Below are 13,845 nucleotides of genomic sequence, written 5' to 3' on the forward strand. Positions count from 1 at the left end.
ACTAACTATCACGGGCTGGTTCCCGGACGGGGTCTGCCTACATGCCAGTTGTGGTCTCACGGTCCTGAGAAGCATCCTGCAGGTAGCGGGACCTGACTTTGATGAACTGAGGCCATCTGCGAGCGATCACCTTGCGATATTCGTCGCGGGGAACGATTTTATCGGTGACCCGCACAGCCGGCATTGCTTGTGTGCCGTGGACTTCGGCTGCCATCATCGCTGCACCAACGGCCGGAAGATGTGATTCATCGCTGAGTCTGACCTCGATCCCAAAAGCGTCGGCAACAAATTGAGAAAAGGTTTGCTGGCCGCCCAGGTCCCCGGCCAGGAGCAGCCCTTTATCTGTGGCATCGTTAAAGCTTCCCGCAACCAGCCGGTCGGCGAAGAGCACTCCTTCGACGATTGACCAGGCCGCTGCCGCTCTACCGGTGTCCGCGGTCATCCCTGTCAGGGCAGATACAGGTGATTCCATCCAGAAGGGGCCACGCTCGGCTCGTACGTGCGGAACGAAGAACGGCGCGTCAGCGAGGGCCTCGGGCGAGGCAGAACGGGCAACTTCCACCATGTCGGGCACGGCACTTGAACCCGCCCCATATCCGAGAAGACGGGCACCTGTGGCCAGGGCCAGGCCGCCGTTTATGACGCCATGGCGCAGCCACGAGCCCCTGCGGATGGAAGCCCGCTGCAGGTGGAGGTTGTCGCTGGCAGGGAGAGATCCTTGGTCGGTGACTACATGCGTCGTACCGAGGGTGAACAGCCGGTCATGAGTGGATTCCAACTTCACAGCGAAGGCGGCACAAGCTGTGTCTCCGGCGCCGACGGTTACCGGGGTGCCGCTGGGCAGCCGCAGTGTGCTGGCTGCATCCGCCGTAAGCACACCCAGGGGCGAAAGGGAGGGTCTGATCGGAGGAAGTATTCCGATCGGAATTCGCAGGCGGACTGCCAACGATTCCATCCACTTCCAGTCATTGACGGAATTGAAGAGACCAAAGTACGACGCCTGTGTGGGATCTATCACCGCTTCGCCCGTGAGACGGTGGCCGATATAGGTACCGACAGCCCCAAGCATTGCCAGTTCCTGAACCGCAGCCGGTTCTTTCTGCTGCATGAGCGTGTAGGCCGCTGACATGAAAGTAGCAGGGGTAATCCGGTTGCCCACGCACCGCATTTCCTCACGACTGAGCTGATTCCTGACGGCCCGGACCACCTCGATCAGCTCCGGTGTTTCAAACCTGAACCCGGCGCTGACGTGTTTTCCCGACGTGTCCAACGGCACCGCGACGGGCGAATGGACGGAGAGCCCGATGGCCTTGAGCGGAAAGTTCTGGCCCAGGTTCAATGCCTGGCAGGCATCTTCCACGCTGGCCCACCATGAAGTGGGATCGACCCGCCCTGCCCCGACGGGCAGAGCGGAGAGGTGGGGCGAACGCACGCGGCGTAGGACCTTGCCATGGCCGTCCAGCACGACGGCCTTGGTGGCCGTCGTGCCGACGTCAATACCCAGAAAATGCTCGGTCATGGGTTAGACAAGGTGCTTGGCCGCGGTGCTGACGGAGGAGCCGTCGTGGACGATGGCGCGCAGGGCGGCGATCATCTTGGTGGGGTTTTCGGCACCCCAGACGTTGCGGCCGAACGTCAGGCCTGCGGCCCCAGCCTCCATGACACCGGCGGCGAGTTCGAGCACTTCCGTGTCTGTCTTGGCCTTGGCACCGCCGGCCACCATGACCAGTGCCGGCGTTCCAGCGACGACTTCGCTGAAGCTTTCAGCTGTGCCGGTGTACCAGGTTTTGACGACGTCGACGCCGAGTTCCGCTGCGGCACGCGCAGCATATAGTACGGACGCGGTGCTGCCTTTGCGGTCGCCCCAAAGTTCTCCGCTGGGGTAGGCGTGACATACGGTGGGCATTCCGACAGCGGCGGCGCGTTCGACCACGCCGGCAAGCATTTCGAGCATTTGTGGCTGCACTGCGGAGCCAGCACTGATTCCGACGGCGACCGCGTCGGCACCGAGCCGCACGGCGTCATCGACGCTGCCGATCACCGCATCGATGGTGGGGTGGAAATCCAGCGAAAAGGACGAGGCTTTCATGATCCAGGGGAGGGGCTGGGGGTCGTTTGCCAGCACGGTGGCGCCGATGCCGCGCGTCATCGTGACCGCGTTGGGGTTGCCGGCCTTGACGGCTTTGAACGTTTCTTCGATGCTGGCCAACTGGGGTGACACTCCGCGGGGGACAGCCTGGTCGAGGGCGACTATGAGGGCTTTGCCTGTTGTGCCAAAGAGCCGGCGGAGGCGGATGGCGCGACCCAGGGCACTGGTAACGCCGAGGGGATTGAAGGGTGGGTTTTCGATCGACATGATGTGAGTCTCCTGGAGAGGGTGGACTAGTGCAGGGGTGTTGGAGCTGAAGAGAAAGGCGCGGGGCTGGCCGCGCCTTCGCTCATTTTCCGGCGGTGACGCTTACGCGTAGGTTCTGCCCTGCTTTGGCTGCTTCGATGGCGCCGACCGTGTCGTCGATGCTCATCCGGGCGGTGACGAGATCATCGACGTTAAGGGTGCCGCTGCTGACGAGGGAGGCGACGTATTCGAAGTCTGACAGGTGGCAGGAGGAGCTGCCGATCAGGGAGTATTCGTTGTAGTGCACGTCATTGGCGGAGACCCGCAACGTGTCCTCTCCTGTGGGGAATCCGGCGAAAAGGTTTACCTTCGCGCCCGGGGCGAGGGCATCGAGATAGGGTTCGAAGGCGTCTGCCCTTCCTACGGCCACGACCATGGCGTCGACGCCGGCTCCTTCTGTGAATTCCCGGATTGATGACACGGTCTCCGGGGATGGGGCCAGGGTCAGTTGCGCTCCGGAAGCGGCGGCTATTTCCAGCCGCTCGGGCGACGGGTCAACTGCAATGATCTGCGGGATCCCCAAGGCCACGCCCAGGCGGATGTGCATCAGGCCCAGAGGTCCGCAGCCGACGACGAGGAGGGCGTGGGCTTGGGGGGCGTCAATGAGTTTCAACCCGTTGTAGGCGCAGGATAGGGGCTCGATCAGGGCTGCGCTGTCCGGAGTGATGCCGTTAACCTCGACCAGGTTGCCTGCCTGTACGGCTGCGGCAGGCACCCGTACATACTCTGCAAACCCGCCGGGCAACTGGTATCCGAAGGCGACCCGGTTCCTGCAGATGTTGGCTTTACCACGGATGCACGCCACGCACTTCATGCATGGGACAAGAGGATATACGGCCACCTGGTCGCCCATGGCCAGTCCGTGCGCGAGCACGCCATTGGTTGCCACAATCGTTCCGGCGAACTCGTGACCCATAACCGTGGGGTAGCTGACGTTCTTTTTTTTCTTTCCCTCGTAGATCCGAATGTCTGTTCCGCATACGAGAGCGGATTCCACCCGGAGGAGACAATCACCGGGCTCGAGGAAGGGGATGTCCACGTTCAGGATCTGCATATTCAGGGGACCGGAGAGTACTGCCTGTTTCATGATTTTCTGCTTTCCGTGAAGGGTTTTAGGGCGCACCCGAGGAAGTGAGGTGCCCAGGAGCAAGGGAGCGGAGACGATGCGGCGTTCTAGCCTGCCAGAGTGACCCGGCTGTCAGGCGACTCCACATCGGCGATGGTTAGGCTGATCGTGCCGGTCTCGCGGAAGGCGAGCAGGTCCTTGTCATCGGCGCCATCGTCGGTCACGAGATCGACAGGTGTGGTCAACAGCGTCCAATACGTCCCCCAGTTTGTGTTGAGCTTGGAAGAGTCCGCAGGATCACGGTGCGCCGCGCCTGGGCCGACATGAGCCGCTTCAGGTTGTTCTGTTCCAGCGTCCGCGAAGAAATGCCCCGCGCAGCGTCAACGCAGTCTGTACCGAGGAAGGCGACATCGGCGTAGACACTCCTTACGACGGTCTCCGCGATGGACCCGGTCATGGCCTGGTTCGTCCGCCGGAGCATTCCCCCCAAAGCGATGGCTTGAACGTCGGTGTCCGACTCGGCGAACACATTCAATGCGTTGAGCCCGTTGGTAAGCACCGTCAAACCTGGTATCTGAGCCAGATAATAACTGAGCCTACCCGTCGTGGTTCCGGCGTCCAGAAACACCGTTGATCCAGGTTCCACGAGGGATGCAGCGGCCCGGGCTATGGCGTCTTTGGCGGCAGCGTGGCTGACCTCTCGTTCACGGAGGCTCTGTTCGGCACGCACGTTCCCCAATACCGCCCCGCCGTACGTCCTGGTGATAAGACCATCGCGGTCAAGACGGTCAAGGTCCCTTCGGACCGTGGCGACTGAGACCCCGAAACCAAGACTCAGCTCCTCGACGTGGATGGCGCCATCACCGTCGCGGAGCTTCTCTATGATCAGCTGGCGGCGCTGCGCAGCGCTGTAGTTCTTCTGCGGCACGTGACCTCCATGATTTGAGCTGCTGACCCACTCATGATTGCACCGCGCATTTGCGAGAGTCAACCCAAAGATCCAAGAAAATGAGCGATCCAATCAAAAATTCCTCGTGGTGGCCGAAATAAATGCTCGTTGTTGACAAGAAATACGATCGGTGCAATCTTTTAACGACAATCCCCGTGACTTGCCTCACGCCTTGGGGCATTTGGAAATGAATTCCCGCCCTTGGAGGTCGGTGATCAGGCCCATCGTGAGCGAAACGCGCACATCACGAGTCGTCAATACTCGAAAGGCACAGCATGACAGAGCAGTCAACGGCCGCAATATCGGGCGGCCCCCGTTCTTCCGATCAAGGCCGCCGTGAAACCGAATCCGGCCCCGAAGGGAAGTCCTCCGCCCGGAAGACCCGGGTGAGATGGCTGATGGCATTCCTGTGCTTCGCAGGGCTGGCCATCAACTATATTGATAGGGCCAACCTGTCCGTAGCGCTGCCTTTCGTCACCAAAGATTTCCATCTGGACCCGATTCAGGCCGGACTGCTCCTAGGCGCGTTCTCGTGGACATACACCGCGTTCCAGGTACCCGGTGGATGGTTCATTGACCGCTTCGGCGCCAAGATCATGTTTCCCATCGCCGTGGGGCTCTGGTCCCTCTTCACCATCGTCACAGCTTTCTGCACCGGTTTCGCGAGCTTCTTCATCGCACGGCTGGGCCTAGGAATCGGCGAGAGCGGGGCTTATCCCGCCAGCGCCAAAGTCGTCTCCACGTGGTTCCCCGCCAGTGAACGAGGCAAGGCCACAGCGTTTTACGACAGCGGAGCCCGAATCGGTTCAGCGCTGGCCGTACCGATCTCCGCCTTTATCATTGCCGGCTACGGATGGCAGGCAGCCTTCATTATCACCGGACTACTGGGGCTGTTTTGGGTCGTGGGCTGGTTCGTGACCTACCGCGATCCAGAGAAGCACCGCAAGGTGAACTCCGCCGAACTGGACCACATCCGAAACGCCGAGGCCGTGGACGATGGAGCCGCCGTCGTGAAGGAGATTCCAGGTTTCCGCTGGTGGCATCTGTTCCGATACCGGGCCGTCTGGGCGATGATGATCGGATTCTTCTGCATCAACTTCGTCATCACCTTCTTCCTCACCTGGTTCCCTAGCTACCTCATTCCAGGAACGAGGCTTCGATCTTCTCAAAGTTGGGATGTTCGGAGCTATACCCGGGCTGTGCTCCATCCTCGGCGGCTTTGCCAGCGGCATCTACGCCGACCGCCTGATCAAGCGCGGCGCAACCGTCACACGAGCCCGGAAAACCTGTCTGGTGGTCGGCATGCTCGGCAGCTCAGTCATCGCATTGGCCGTCGTCGTTCCCAACGCCGCCCTTGCACTGGCACTGCTGAGTCTTTCCTACGCATTCCTTGTCTTCGCCATGGTCGCCCTGTGGTGCCTGCCGGCTGATTTCGCCCCGTCTGCCCGCCAGGTTGCCTCCCTGGGAGGAATACAAAACGGATTCGGCAACATCGCAAGCATCCTCAGCCCGATTTTCCTCGGAATCCTTCAAAGCATTACCGGGTCGTTTGCGCTGCCGCTCATCATCGCTGGAATGGTGGCGGTAGCGGGTGCCGCCTGCTTCGCATTCCTCCTTCCCAAAGTCCAGCCCCTGGAAATCAAGGCGCAAGCAATCCTCCTCTAGGAGGAATATCGGTGCCCGTCCGGGGCCTCCCGGGCGGGCACCATGAGCGGGAAGATGCGCGATGGAAACGACCACCGGACGACACAAACCTTGTGGACACGATACGGGCAATTCCATCTGATACCCGCAAAACCCTGCTCGACACCGGGCGTCACAGGCGGTTGATGAAACGTTTGGCCATTTTTCCGGGGCTCCGTATTCCTGCGTCCAGGGAGTTGTCGTCCCTTACTTTCAGGCGTGTATCTCGGGTAGAGGCAAAAGAAAGCAGGAGCAAATGACTACAGACTTACTCGTGAAGGCACGAGCTGTCACCAAATCGTTCGGCGTCACGAAAGCGCTGATCAGTGCGGATCTCACACTGCGTCGCGGTGAGGTGCACGCGCTTCTCGGAGGCAACGGCGCCGGCAAGTCCACTCTGATCTCAATTTTGACCAAGGCGACTCCTGCCGATGGCGGGACTCTTGAATTCGCCACCGAAAAGGTCGCGGTCGTACATCAGGAGCTCGCCATCCTGCCGGAACTTACCGTCTCAGAGAATATCAACCTCGGGAGGCAGGGGGGACCCGTGTTCCCGTGGAAGCAGTCGGCCGCGGAAACGGAGCGCGTGTTGGCGCTCCTCGGCCTCACCCACTCCGATATCCGGCCGGGGACGATAGCCGGAACCCTCCAGTTGCACCAGTTGCAGATGGTGGAAATCGCCCGCGCACTCAGCAGTGGAGCAGACCTCATCCTGCTGGACGAACCCACCGCAAGCCTCACCGTCGACGAGACCGACAAGCTCTTCACCGTGCTCAGGACCCTCCGTGAACAGGGGATCGGCCTCGTGCTGGTGTCTCACCGTATGCACGAGATCAGGCAGATCGCGGACGTCGCGACTGTGCTGCGGGACGGCCGCACGGTCGTCGACCGGCGGCCCCTCGCAGAGATCGACGATGCGGAGATAGTCCGGGAGATGTTCGGCGCGACACTGCTCTCCGACGCTGAAGCTGAACGCCCATTAGCGCCACAGAGCCAGTCCAACGGCGAAGCATCGATCTCGATCCACCATCGGGCGTCCGGAATAACGGTTGACCTAAAAGCCGGCACCGTCGTCGGGCTCGCTGGCACGCCGCAAGGCCCGGCCTCCCTGTTCAATGCGCTGCTGGGAGCCTCTAAACAACAAGAGTGGGAGGTGACCGTCGGTGCAAAGGTGTGGAACCCATCCTCCCCGCGCCGTGCCATCCGACAGGGAGTCGGCTATATTTCGGGCGACCGAGCCGACAAAGGAGTTTTCCCGGACCTCTCCATCAGAGACAACGCGGTCCTCGCCCGGCAGGTAGTGAAGAAGACAATGCTTCGTCGCCCCTCTGAGGAGGATGCAGTTCGGAAACAGGCTGACATTCTCGGTTTCGGCCACGTCGATGTCGAGGCTCTCCCGCAGTCGCTCTCAGGTGGAACCCTGCAAAAGGTCCTCATCGCGAGGTGGCTCGGCCTTCCGCTCACGATCTTGCTCCTCGAGGAACCAACGCGGGGCGTGGACGTAAAGACGAAGTCGGATCTTTATGCACTGATCCGAACGATGGCCGAGTCCGGCGTCATCGTCCTGTGGTGGTCGACGGAGAATCGCGAACTGCTCGCCATCTCCCAGCAGATCCTCGCCTTCACCGTGAACGGCGAACCACACCGGTTGCTCGAGACCCCGGAGACAGACGAGACGCAGCTCCTGCGTCAGACGGGAACGACATGACCGATTTCAGAAACCCGAAGACAACCGCTCACGCAGAACGAACGGAACGGACCATGGCCTCCACAACTCAACAGACAGCCGAACCGACTCTCCGACGTCAACGTGGAGGAAAGGTGGGAACGTGGCGCCGGGCCGCCGGTCTCGGTCCGACCGAACTGGTTGTCGCAGTTGCCCTCGTCGTGCTCGTTCTGGCCACGAGCGTGTTTCGCCCCGTTGTACTCACGCCCGGAAACCTGACCAACGTGATCCAGGCTGCCTTGCCGCTGATCATCCTCGCGATGGGACAGCTGGCCGTCATCGCGACCGCGGGCATCGATTTGTCGGTAGGATCGGTTTTCTCCCTGTCCGGCATGGTGGCCGCGGTGGTTATGCACAACGGTGCCAGCGCCGCCGTCGGCGTCGCCGCGGGTCTAGCGACCGGCCTGGTCACCGGTCTCGTAAATGGCCTCCTCGTTGCGATAGTGAAAGTCGCGTCATTCATCGTGACACTGGTCACGTTATCGGTCGCCGCAAGTCTCGCCTTCGTGATTACCGGCGGCAATTCGGTGCCGGTAACGAATGCCGATTTCACCCAGATTTACTACGGTGACGTATTGGGCATCCCGAACTACTACTTCTTTGCCTTCCTTCTCGTCATCGTTGTGCAGCTGTTCTTGGCATTCCTGGTCCCCGGACGATGGGTCTACGCGATAGGAAGCAATCAGAAGGCGGCCGGCCTCGTGGGAATCCCCGTCAAAGGCACCATCATTTCGGTCTACATCTTTTCAGGGCTGTGCGCCTCCTTTGCGAGCATCCTGACGCTGTCCTACCTCTCCAACTCCGAAGTCTCTTCGGGCACCGGGTTCGAGCTGCAGGCGATCGCCGCGGTCGTTATCGGCGGTGCGAGCCTCTTCGGGGGGCGGGGAACCGCGATTGGCGCCCTGCTGGGCGCCCTCATCATCACGACGATTCAGAATGTCGTGAACCTCAGCGGCATCAGTAGCTTCTGGGAGGGAACCGTAACTGGTGCCGTCATCCTCATCGCCGTTCTCGCCGACCGTGTCATCAACGTATCTGGCGGTCGTTTTACGCGGCTGTTCAAACGAACGCGTACCGAGCCGGCCCGCATTCTTCCGTTAATCAATAAGTAGGAGAAACCAAATGAGAACCACTATTCGACGGGGACTGGCGGCTGTGGCTACGGCTGGCGTCATGACTATCGCACTCGCCGCCTGCAGCTCCGGGGCCGGAACCACGGACACGGGCAGTTCCGGCCCCAAGACCATAGCTTTCGTCTCAGCCTCAATGGGCGTCAACTACTGGCAGTGGGTCAGTGAGGGCGTGAAGAATCGAGCCGGAGAGCTGGGCATGAAGTTTGTTAGTTACGACTCCAACAACGACCAAGCCAAGCAGCTGACGAACGTCAAGACTGCCATCTCCGCAGGAGCGAGCGCGATCGTGCTGGCGCCTGTCAGCTCAGCAAGCGCCGCTCCGGTTCTAGCCCTGGCGAAGGAGAAGAACATCCCGGTGTCGTTCGCGGCCATTGGCCCAACGCAGGACCAGAAGAACTACGTTTCAGCCGTCACCGCCGACAACGAAGCGACCGGCGTGGCCCAGGGAAAGTTCATCTGCGATGCCGCAAAGAAGCGAGGGAGCAACAAGGTCGGTATGCTGTCGATTCCCCAAGACCGCGAAAACGCTCAGAAGTACCTCGCGGGAGCTGAGCAGTCCTTCGCATCCGACGGATGTGACCTCGTGCAGGTCATCCAGTCCAAGATCCTGACGCTGGGCGAGGCGGTAGGACTCGCGAATGACCTGCTAACGGCGCACCCTGACATCACCGGTATTTACGCAATGTACGACGAAGCTGGTACCGCGTCGGCCCAGGTACTCTCCGAGCGGGGCCTCACCGACAAGGTTGCGATCGCGGCCACGGATGGCAGCCCCACGACAGTAAAGCTCGTGCGCGGTGGAAAGATCCAGGCCCTCTTCCTCCAAGAGGCCCTCGGCCAGGGATATGACGCCACCAGCCAGCTGGGCAAGGCGTTGGACAATCAGCCGACAAGCCAGGCCATTGCGCTCAAACAGCCGATGCTTACCCCGGGAAACATCGATACGTCTGCGCTGCAGGACGCGTTAAAGCGAATCTACCCGGCTTCCGCGGGCGCCTACTAACCACCGCGACAGAGGGATATCGTGCTTTTCAGAGACTCACGACCGATCGACCTTACGCTCACCATCGACGAGCGCTACCCCACTACTTGGCCGGCCCATGTGCCGTTCGTACGCCGCACCTGGAACTACTTCGAGGAACAAACACACGGGCCGGAAGCGTGGGCCTCGTGTGGACCTTACTTTACGGAAGTCCTAATCATGGATGAGCACATCGCAACACATTTTGATGCGCCGTCCCACTTCCTGCCAAAGCACGCGCCTGGTGAGGAGGGCGCCATCCTGGGTGACTTGGTGCCATTGCTTCAATTCGTCGGAAACGCAGTCTGCATCGACGTCACCGGGCTGGTAGGGAGTCAACCTGGAGAGAGCCCTTGGATCGAGCCCGAGCACATCGAGATGTTCGAGCGCGGCCGAGGAGGGCGCGCGCTCACCGCCGAAGATGTTGTTCTCTTCAGGAGCGACTGGGACCAGAAGCACTACCATCCGTTCCCCCGAGGAAACGGCTATGCCCTTGACGTCGCAGTCACGAAAGCGTCTCCTGGGTGGCCCGCCCCTTCAGTCCAAACCATTCGGCTGCTTCTGGATCGCGGGGTTCGCTGCGTCGGAACGGACGCTCCGAGTATGGGTGCCGCCCATGACGGCATCCCCGCGCACGTCGAAGGACTCTCCAACGGACAGGTCTTCATCGAAGGACTCGCCAACCTCAAGGACGTCCCGCCCGACCATGGGACCTTTCAGTTCATGCCAGTGAAGATCGCCCGCTCATCAGGTGGTCCGGGACGAGCCGTGGTCTGGATCCCGAATGCCTGACTCCGGACCAACGCTCCACCGGCCGATTGAAGCGTATGTGATGGGGAGACTGAACATCGACCTCTTCGCCCTCCCCGTACGCACTGCGCTCAATAGGGCTCAATCGTTCGAACGTTCCCTCGGCGGCTTCGCCGGGAACGTCGGAACGGCATTGGCGAGGCTAGGCGTACGCACTGCAGTCATCTCACGGGTGGGAGACGACGGTCATGGAACCTTCGCCAGGGAGTTCCTATCCGGCGAAGGCGTCGATACGAGTTCCGTGAGTACCGACCCCTATTGGCCCACCCCACTAGCGTTTCTCGAATCATGGCCGCCTGACCGGTTCCCCATCCTGTACTACCGCAAGCCCACAGCCGCCGACCTGCAGATCACCAAGGCAGACCTCGGCCTCGACCGCATCGCCGGAGCACCACTGCTGTTCGTCAGCGGCACGGGATTCTGTCAACAACCCAGCGCGGATGCGACATTGACAGCGCTAGAGGCGCACCGCCACACGACCATCCTTGACCTCGACTACCGAGCGGCCCTTTGGCCGGATCCGGTCGAGTACAGAGACTGGATGGCACGTGCCGTCCGACACGCGAGCATCATCGTCGGCAACGTCGAAGAAGTCGAAACCTCTCAAGTGAGCGTGCCGCCCGGGGTACCGCTTATCGTAAAGCGCGGAGCAGCAGGCTCTACGGTCCACGTCGACGGAACGTCCACCGTACTGCCACCGACGCGTGTCGATGTAATCAACGGCCTGGGTGCGGGCGACGCCTTCTGTGCCGCACTCGGCTACGGGCTGCTCCGCGAGCGTCCCCTCATAGAGTCAGCGCGCTTCGGAAACGTCGCCGGCGCGATCGTCGCATCACGGCCGTCGTGTTCGTCATCCATGCCTTATGAAATCGAGCTGATCGAGGCCGTCGCCACAGCGAGCGCCAGCAGTTGCCAGGACCGAAAGTGAGAGAGGAAACATGACGAATTTACCTATGAAGGTAGCAAAACTCGAGAAACCCGAAACATTCCTGTTGGAGACGCGGGAGCGGCCCGTGCTTGAAGCCGGAGAGGTTATTGTCCGTGTCGCCGAGGTTGGGATCTGTGGTTCGGACCTCAAGATGTATCGCGGCCTTCACCCGGTGCTCAAGCCACCCATGGTACTCGGGCACGAGGTGCTGGGAACCGTCGAAGAAGCCAGCGGTATCCCCTTCAAACGAGGTGACGTCGTGATGGTCTTCCCTCCGGTAGGCGACGGAACGTGTCGTAGCTGTCTTCGCGGAGACCCACACCTATGCGACGCAATGGAAGTCATAGGCGCTCAACGACCCGGGGGGCTTGCTGAATACGTCCGCGTGCCCGAAGGCAATTTGTTCGCCGTGCCGCCAGACGTGCCAGACGCATTACGGATACTAATCGAACCCCTCGCCGTCGGAGTGCACGCGGCAGATCGAGCGCGGGCATCGGCCGAGGACGAGTGTCTCGTGATCGGGGCCGGCCCCGTAGGCCTGTTCACGGCGCTGGCTCTCCAGCACTCCGGTGCATCGCGGGTAGTGATCACCGACATCAAGCAGTCTCGCCTGAACCTCGCTGCCGAACTCGGACTGGAGACCATCCGTGCCCTCGACGACGCCGTCGCCTACAAGACTGCCCTCAACCGCCCGGACGGCCTGGATGTGTTCATGGAGTGCGTCGGATCCAATGACGCCGTCGACCTTGGACTAGGCGTTACCCGTAGGGGCGGAAGAGTCGTGCTCGTAGGAGTCGAGCCGGAACGGCTGATTCTCGACGGGCCGGCGATGCAGAGGCAGGAACGATCCGTGATCGGAGTACAGATGTACCGGCGCGACGACTTCATGACAGCCGCCCGTCTGTTGACAAACGGGTTGATCCCGCCAACCACCAAACCCGAACAGCTCTTTCGAGTCTTCCCCTTGAGTGAGACGGCCGAAGCCTTCCGACAAATGCTCACGGGACAGATCGACGCACTCAAGGTCGTCATATCGCATGGACACTCCGCCACGGTTGCAGGCTGAGGGGGCGCGCTGCCGCGTCCGCAGAGCTGTCCTGGCGGTACTGTGCTGTGACCGCCTCCGCTCCGGCCGCCATAGGCCAGATGCTTGAGCAGACCGCCGAGGGTCATCGACGTCGGGGCCACGGTCGCCCTCAAGCCGGAGACGTCGAGCCCAGCGCACTTCCACGCGAAGGTGGCTCGCTGGCCGCTAATGCTTCGCCGAGACGTCCTGGGATATCGCCCGCGCGGTCCCCACGATCTGCTCCCGGACCGCTTCGAGGTACGCCTCGGGGTCTGCCTGCGCAGCGACGTTCTGGGCTTGGAGCGAGACGTTGACCGCTGCCGCCACATGGCCGGCATTGTGATTCCACACCGGCGCAGCGATGGACATGAGCCCGAGTTCCAGTTCCTGGTCGAGGAGGCACCAGCCCTGCTTGCGCACCCGGTCCAGCTCGGCCACCAGCTCTTCGCGGGACGTTATGGTCCGCGGCGTCAAGGCCTTGAACTCCACCGAGGACAGGTACTCGTCCAGTTTTTGCTGCGGCAGGCCGGCCAGAAGCACCCTACCCATGGACGTGGCGTAGGCGGGGAAGCGGGTGCCCACCGAGATCCCGACCGTCATGATCCGGCGCGTGGTCACGCGGGCCACGTAGAAGATGTCCGCTCCATCCAGCACGGCGGCCGACGTCGACTCCCCCAGCTTCAGCGACAACTCCTCAAGGTGCGGTTGCGCGAGCTGGGGCAGGGACAGCGCCGACAAGTACGAGTAGCCAAGCTGCAGCACCATGGCCGTGAGCGCGAAGGTCTTGCCGTCCGTGCGGACATAGCCCAGCTCAACCAGGGTGTGCAGGAACCGGCGGGCCGTCGCACGCGTCAGATTGGTACGCGCCGCCACCTCGCTGAGCGTCATGACGGGGTTGGCGGCATCGAAAGCACGGATCACGGACAATCCGCGGGCCAGCGATTGCACGTACTGGTCACTCGCTTGGGGGGCACCTGCAACTGCTGCGTCGGTCATGGTTACCAATCTTATTGGCGCGAGCTGGCAGCAGATGCCCTCAAAATCCGTTTTTGGGGGCATCTGCTGCCA

General features: G+C 61.6%; 14 protein-coding genes. 8 read left to right on the plus strand and 6 right to left on the minus strand.

Annotation, left to right across the window (positions count from 1 at the left end):
- Positions 1-37 precede the first annotated feature (37 nt).
- The 5 genes from ACF0H6_RS11285 to ACF0H6_RS11305 all read right to left on the minus strand — a co-directional run bounded on the left by ACF0H6_RS11285 (position 38) and on the right by ACF0H6_RS11305 (position 4,389).
- Positions 38-1,519, minus strand: a complete 1,482-nt coding sequence (locus tag ACF0H6_RS11285) for an FGGY-family carbohydrate kinase (RefSeq protein ID WP_395249671.1) — start codon at positions 1,517-1,519, stop codon at positions 38-40.
- Between the two features lie 3 nt (positions 1,520-1,522).
- Complete coding sequence (locus tag ACF0H6_RS11290; protein ID WP_395249672.1) at positions 1,523-2,356, minus strand: class I fructose-bisphosphate aldolase; 834 nt, start codon at positions 2,354-2,356, stop codon at positions 1,523-1,525.
- Positions 2,357-2,438: 82 nt separating this feature from the next.
- Positions 2,439-3,482 carry an alcohol dehydrogenase catalytic domain-containing protein gene (locus ACF0H6_RS11295; RefSeq protein WP_395249673.1) on the minus strand — a complete coding sequence of 348 codons (1,044 nt, stop codon included), beginning with the start codon at positions 3,480-3,482 and terminating at the stop codon, positions 2,439-2,441.
- Between the two features lie 86 nt (positions 3,483-3,568).
- A complete protein-coding gene (locus tag ACF0H6_RS11300; RefSeq protein WP_395249674.1) occupies positions 3,569-3,706 on the minus strand; it encodes a hypothetical protein in 138 nt (45 codons plus the stop codon).
- Positions 3,703-4,389, minus strand: coding sequence for a DeoR/GlpR family DNA-binding transcription regulator (locus ACF0H6_RS11305; RefSeq protein WP_395249675.1), 687 nt, complete (start codon positions 4,387-4,389; stop codon positions 3,703-3,705). Before ACF0H6_RS11305 ends, ACF0H6_RS11300 begins: the two co-directional genes overlap by 4 nt.
- A 296-nt stretch (positions 4,390-4,685) precedes the next feature.
- Here ACF0H6_RS11305 and ACF0H6_RS11310 point away from each other — a divergent pair, with 296 nt between their 5' ends.
- The 8 genes from ACF0H6_RS11310 (at position 4,686) to ACF0H6_RS11345 (ending at position 12,777) form a co-directional block, all read left to right on the plus strand.
- Entirely contained in the window at positions 4,686-5,840 is a 1,155-nt protein-coding gene (locus ACF0H6_RS11310; protein WP_395249676.1) for an MFS transporter, read from the plus strand.
- Complete coding sequence (locus tag ACF0H6_RS11315; protein ID WP_395249677.1) at positions 5,812-6,075, plus strand: hypothetical protein; 264 nt, start codon at positions 5,812-5,814, stop codon at positions 6,073-6,075. Before ACF0H6_RS11310 ends, ACF0H6_RS11315 begins: the two co-directional genes overlap by 29 nt.
- A gap of 274 nt (positions 6,076-6,349) precedes the next feature.
- On the plus strand, positions 6,350-7,801 hold the full coding sequence (locus tag ACF0H6_RS11320; protein WP_395249678.1) for an ATP-binding cassette domain-containing protein: 1,452 nt from the start codon (positions 6,350-6,352) through the stop codon (positions 7,799-7,801).
- Between the two features lie 113 nt (positions 7,802-7,914).
- Entirely contained in the window at positions 7,915-8,931 is a 1,017-nt protein-coding gene (locus ACF0H6_RS11325) for an ABC transporter permease (protein ID WP_395249679.1), read from the plus strand.
- 10 nt (positions 8,932-8,941) lie between these two features.
- Positions 8,942-9,955 carry a substrate-binding domain-containing protein gene (locus ACF0H6_RS11330; protein ID WP_395249680.1) on the plus strand — a complete coding sequence of 338 codons (1,014 nt, stop codon included), beginning with the start codon at positions 8,942-8,944 and terminating at the stop codon, positions 9,953-9,955.
- A gap of 21 nt (positions 9,956-9,976) precedes the next feature.
- Positions 9,977-10,765: a cyclase family protein gene (locus ACF0H6_RS11335; RefSeq protein WP_395249681.1), complete on the plus strand. Its 789-nt coding sequence runs from the start codon at positions 9,977-9,979 to the stop codon at positions 10,763-10,765.
- Entirely contained in the window at positions 10,758-11,711 is a 954-nt protein-coding gene (locus tag ACF0H6_RS11340; RefSeq protein ID WP_395249682.1) for a PfkB family carbohydrate kinase, read from the plus strand. The genes ACF0H6_RS11335 and ACF0H6_RS11340 overlap by 8 nt, the downstream gene beginning before the upstream one ends.
- 25 nt (positions 11,712-11,736) lie before the next feature.
- Positions 11,737-12,777, plus strand: coding sequence for a zinc-binding dehydrogenase (locus ACF0H6_RS11345; protein ID WP_395249683.1), 1,041 nt, complete (start codon positions 11,737-11,739; stop codon positions 12,775-12,777).
- Positions 12,778-12,963: 186 nt separating this feature from the next.
- Here ACF0H6_RS11345 and ACF0H6_RS11350 read toward each other — a convergent pair whose 3' ends face one another.
- Entirely contained in the window at positions 12,964-13,773 is an 810-nt protein-coding gene (locus ACF0H6_RS11350; protein ID WP_395249684.1) for an IclR family transcriptional regulator C-terminal domain-containing protein, read from the minus strand.
- Between the last annotated feature and the right edge of the window lie 72 nt (positions 13,774-13,845).

It is taken from the genome of Arthrobacter sp. NA-172 (genome assembly GCF_043952055.1).
Classification (GTDB): Bacteria; Actinomycetota; Actinomycetes; order Actinomycetales; family Micrococcaceae; genus Arthrobacter.

Bases quoted from the DNA above. Each gene is read 5' to 3' on its own strand.
- ACF0H6_RS11285 (WP_395249671.1), bottom strand. From the start codon at position 1,519: ATGACCGAGCATTTTCTGGGTATTGACGTCGGCACGACGGCCACCAAG.
- ACF0H6_RS11290 (WP_395249672.1), bottom strand. From the start codon at position 2,356: ATGTCGATCGAAAACCCACCCTTCAATCCCCTCGGCGTTACCAGTGCC.
- ACF0H6_RS11295 (WP_395249673.1), bottom strand. From the start codon at position 3,482: ATGAAACAGGCAGTACTCTCCGGTCCCCTGAATATGCAGATCCTGAAC.
- ACF0H6_RS11310 (WP_395249676.1), top strand. From the start codon at position 4,686: ATGACAGAGCAGTCAACGGCCGCAATATCGGGCGGCCCCCGTTCTTCC.
- ACF0H6_RS11315 (WP_395249677.1), top strand. From the start codon at position 5,812: ATGGTCGCCCTGTGGTGCCTGCCGGCTGATTTCGCCCCGTCTGCCCGC.
- ACF0H6_RS11320 (WP_395249678.1), top strand. From the start codon at position 6,350: ATGACTACAGACTTACTCGTGAAGGCACGAGCTGTCACCAAATCGTTC.
- ACF0H6_RS11330 (WP_395249680.1), top strand. From the start codon at position 8,942: ATGAGAACCACTATTCGACGGGGACTGGCGGCTGTGGCTACGGCTGGC.
- ACF0H6_RS11340 (WP_395249682.1), top strand. From the start codon at position 10,758: ATGCCTGACTCCGGACCAACGCTCCACCGGCCGATTGAAGCGTATGTG.
- ACF0H6_RS11345 (WP_395249683.1), top strand. From the start codon at position 11,737: ATGAAGGTAGCAAAACTCGAGAAACCCGAAACATTCCTGTTGGAGACG.
- ACF0H6_RS11350 (WP_395249684.1), bottom strand. From the start codon at position 13,773: ATGACCGACGCAGCAGTTGCAGGTGCCCCCCAAGCGAGTGACCAGTAC.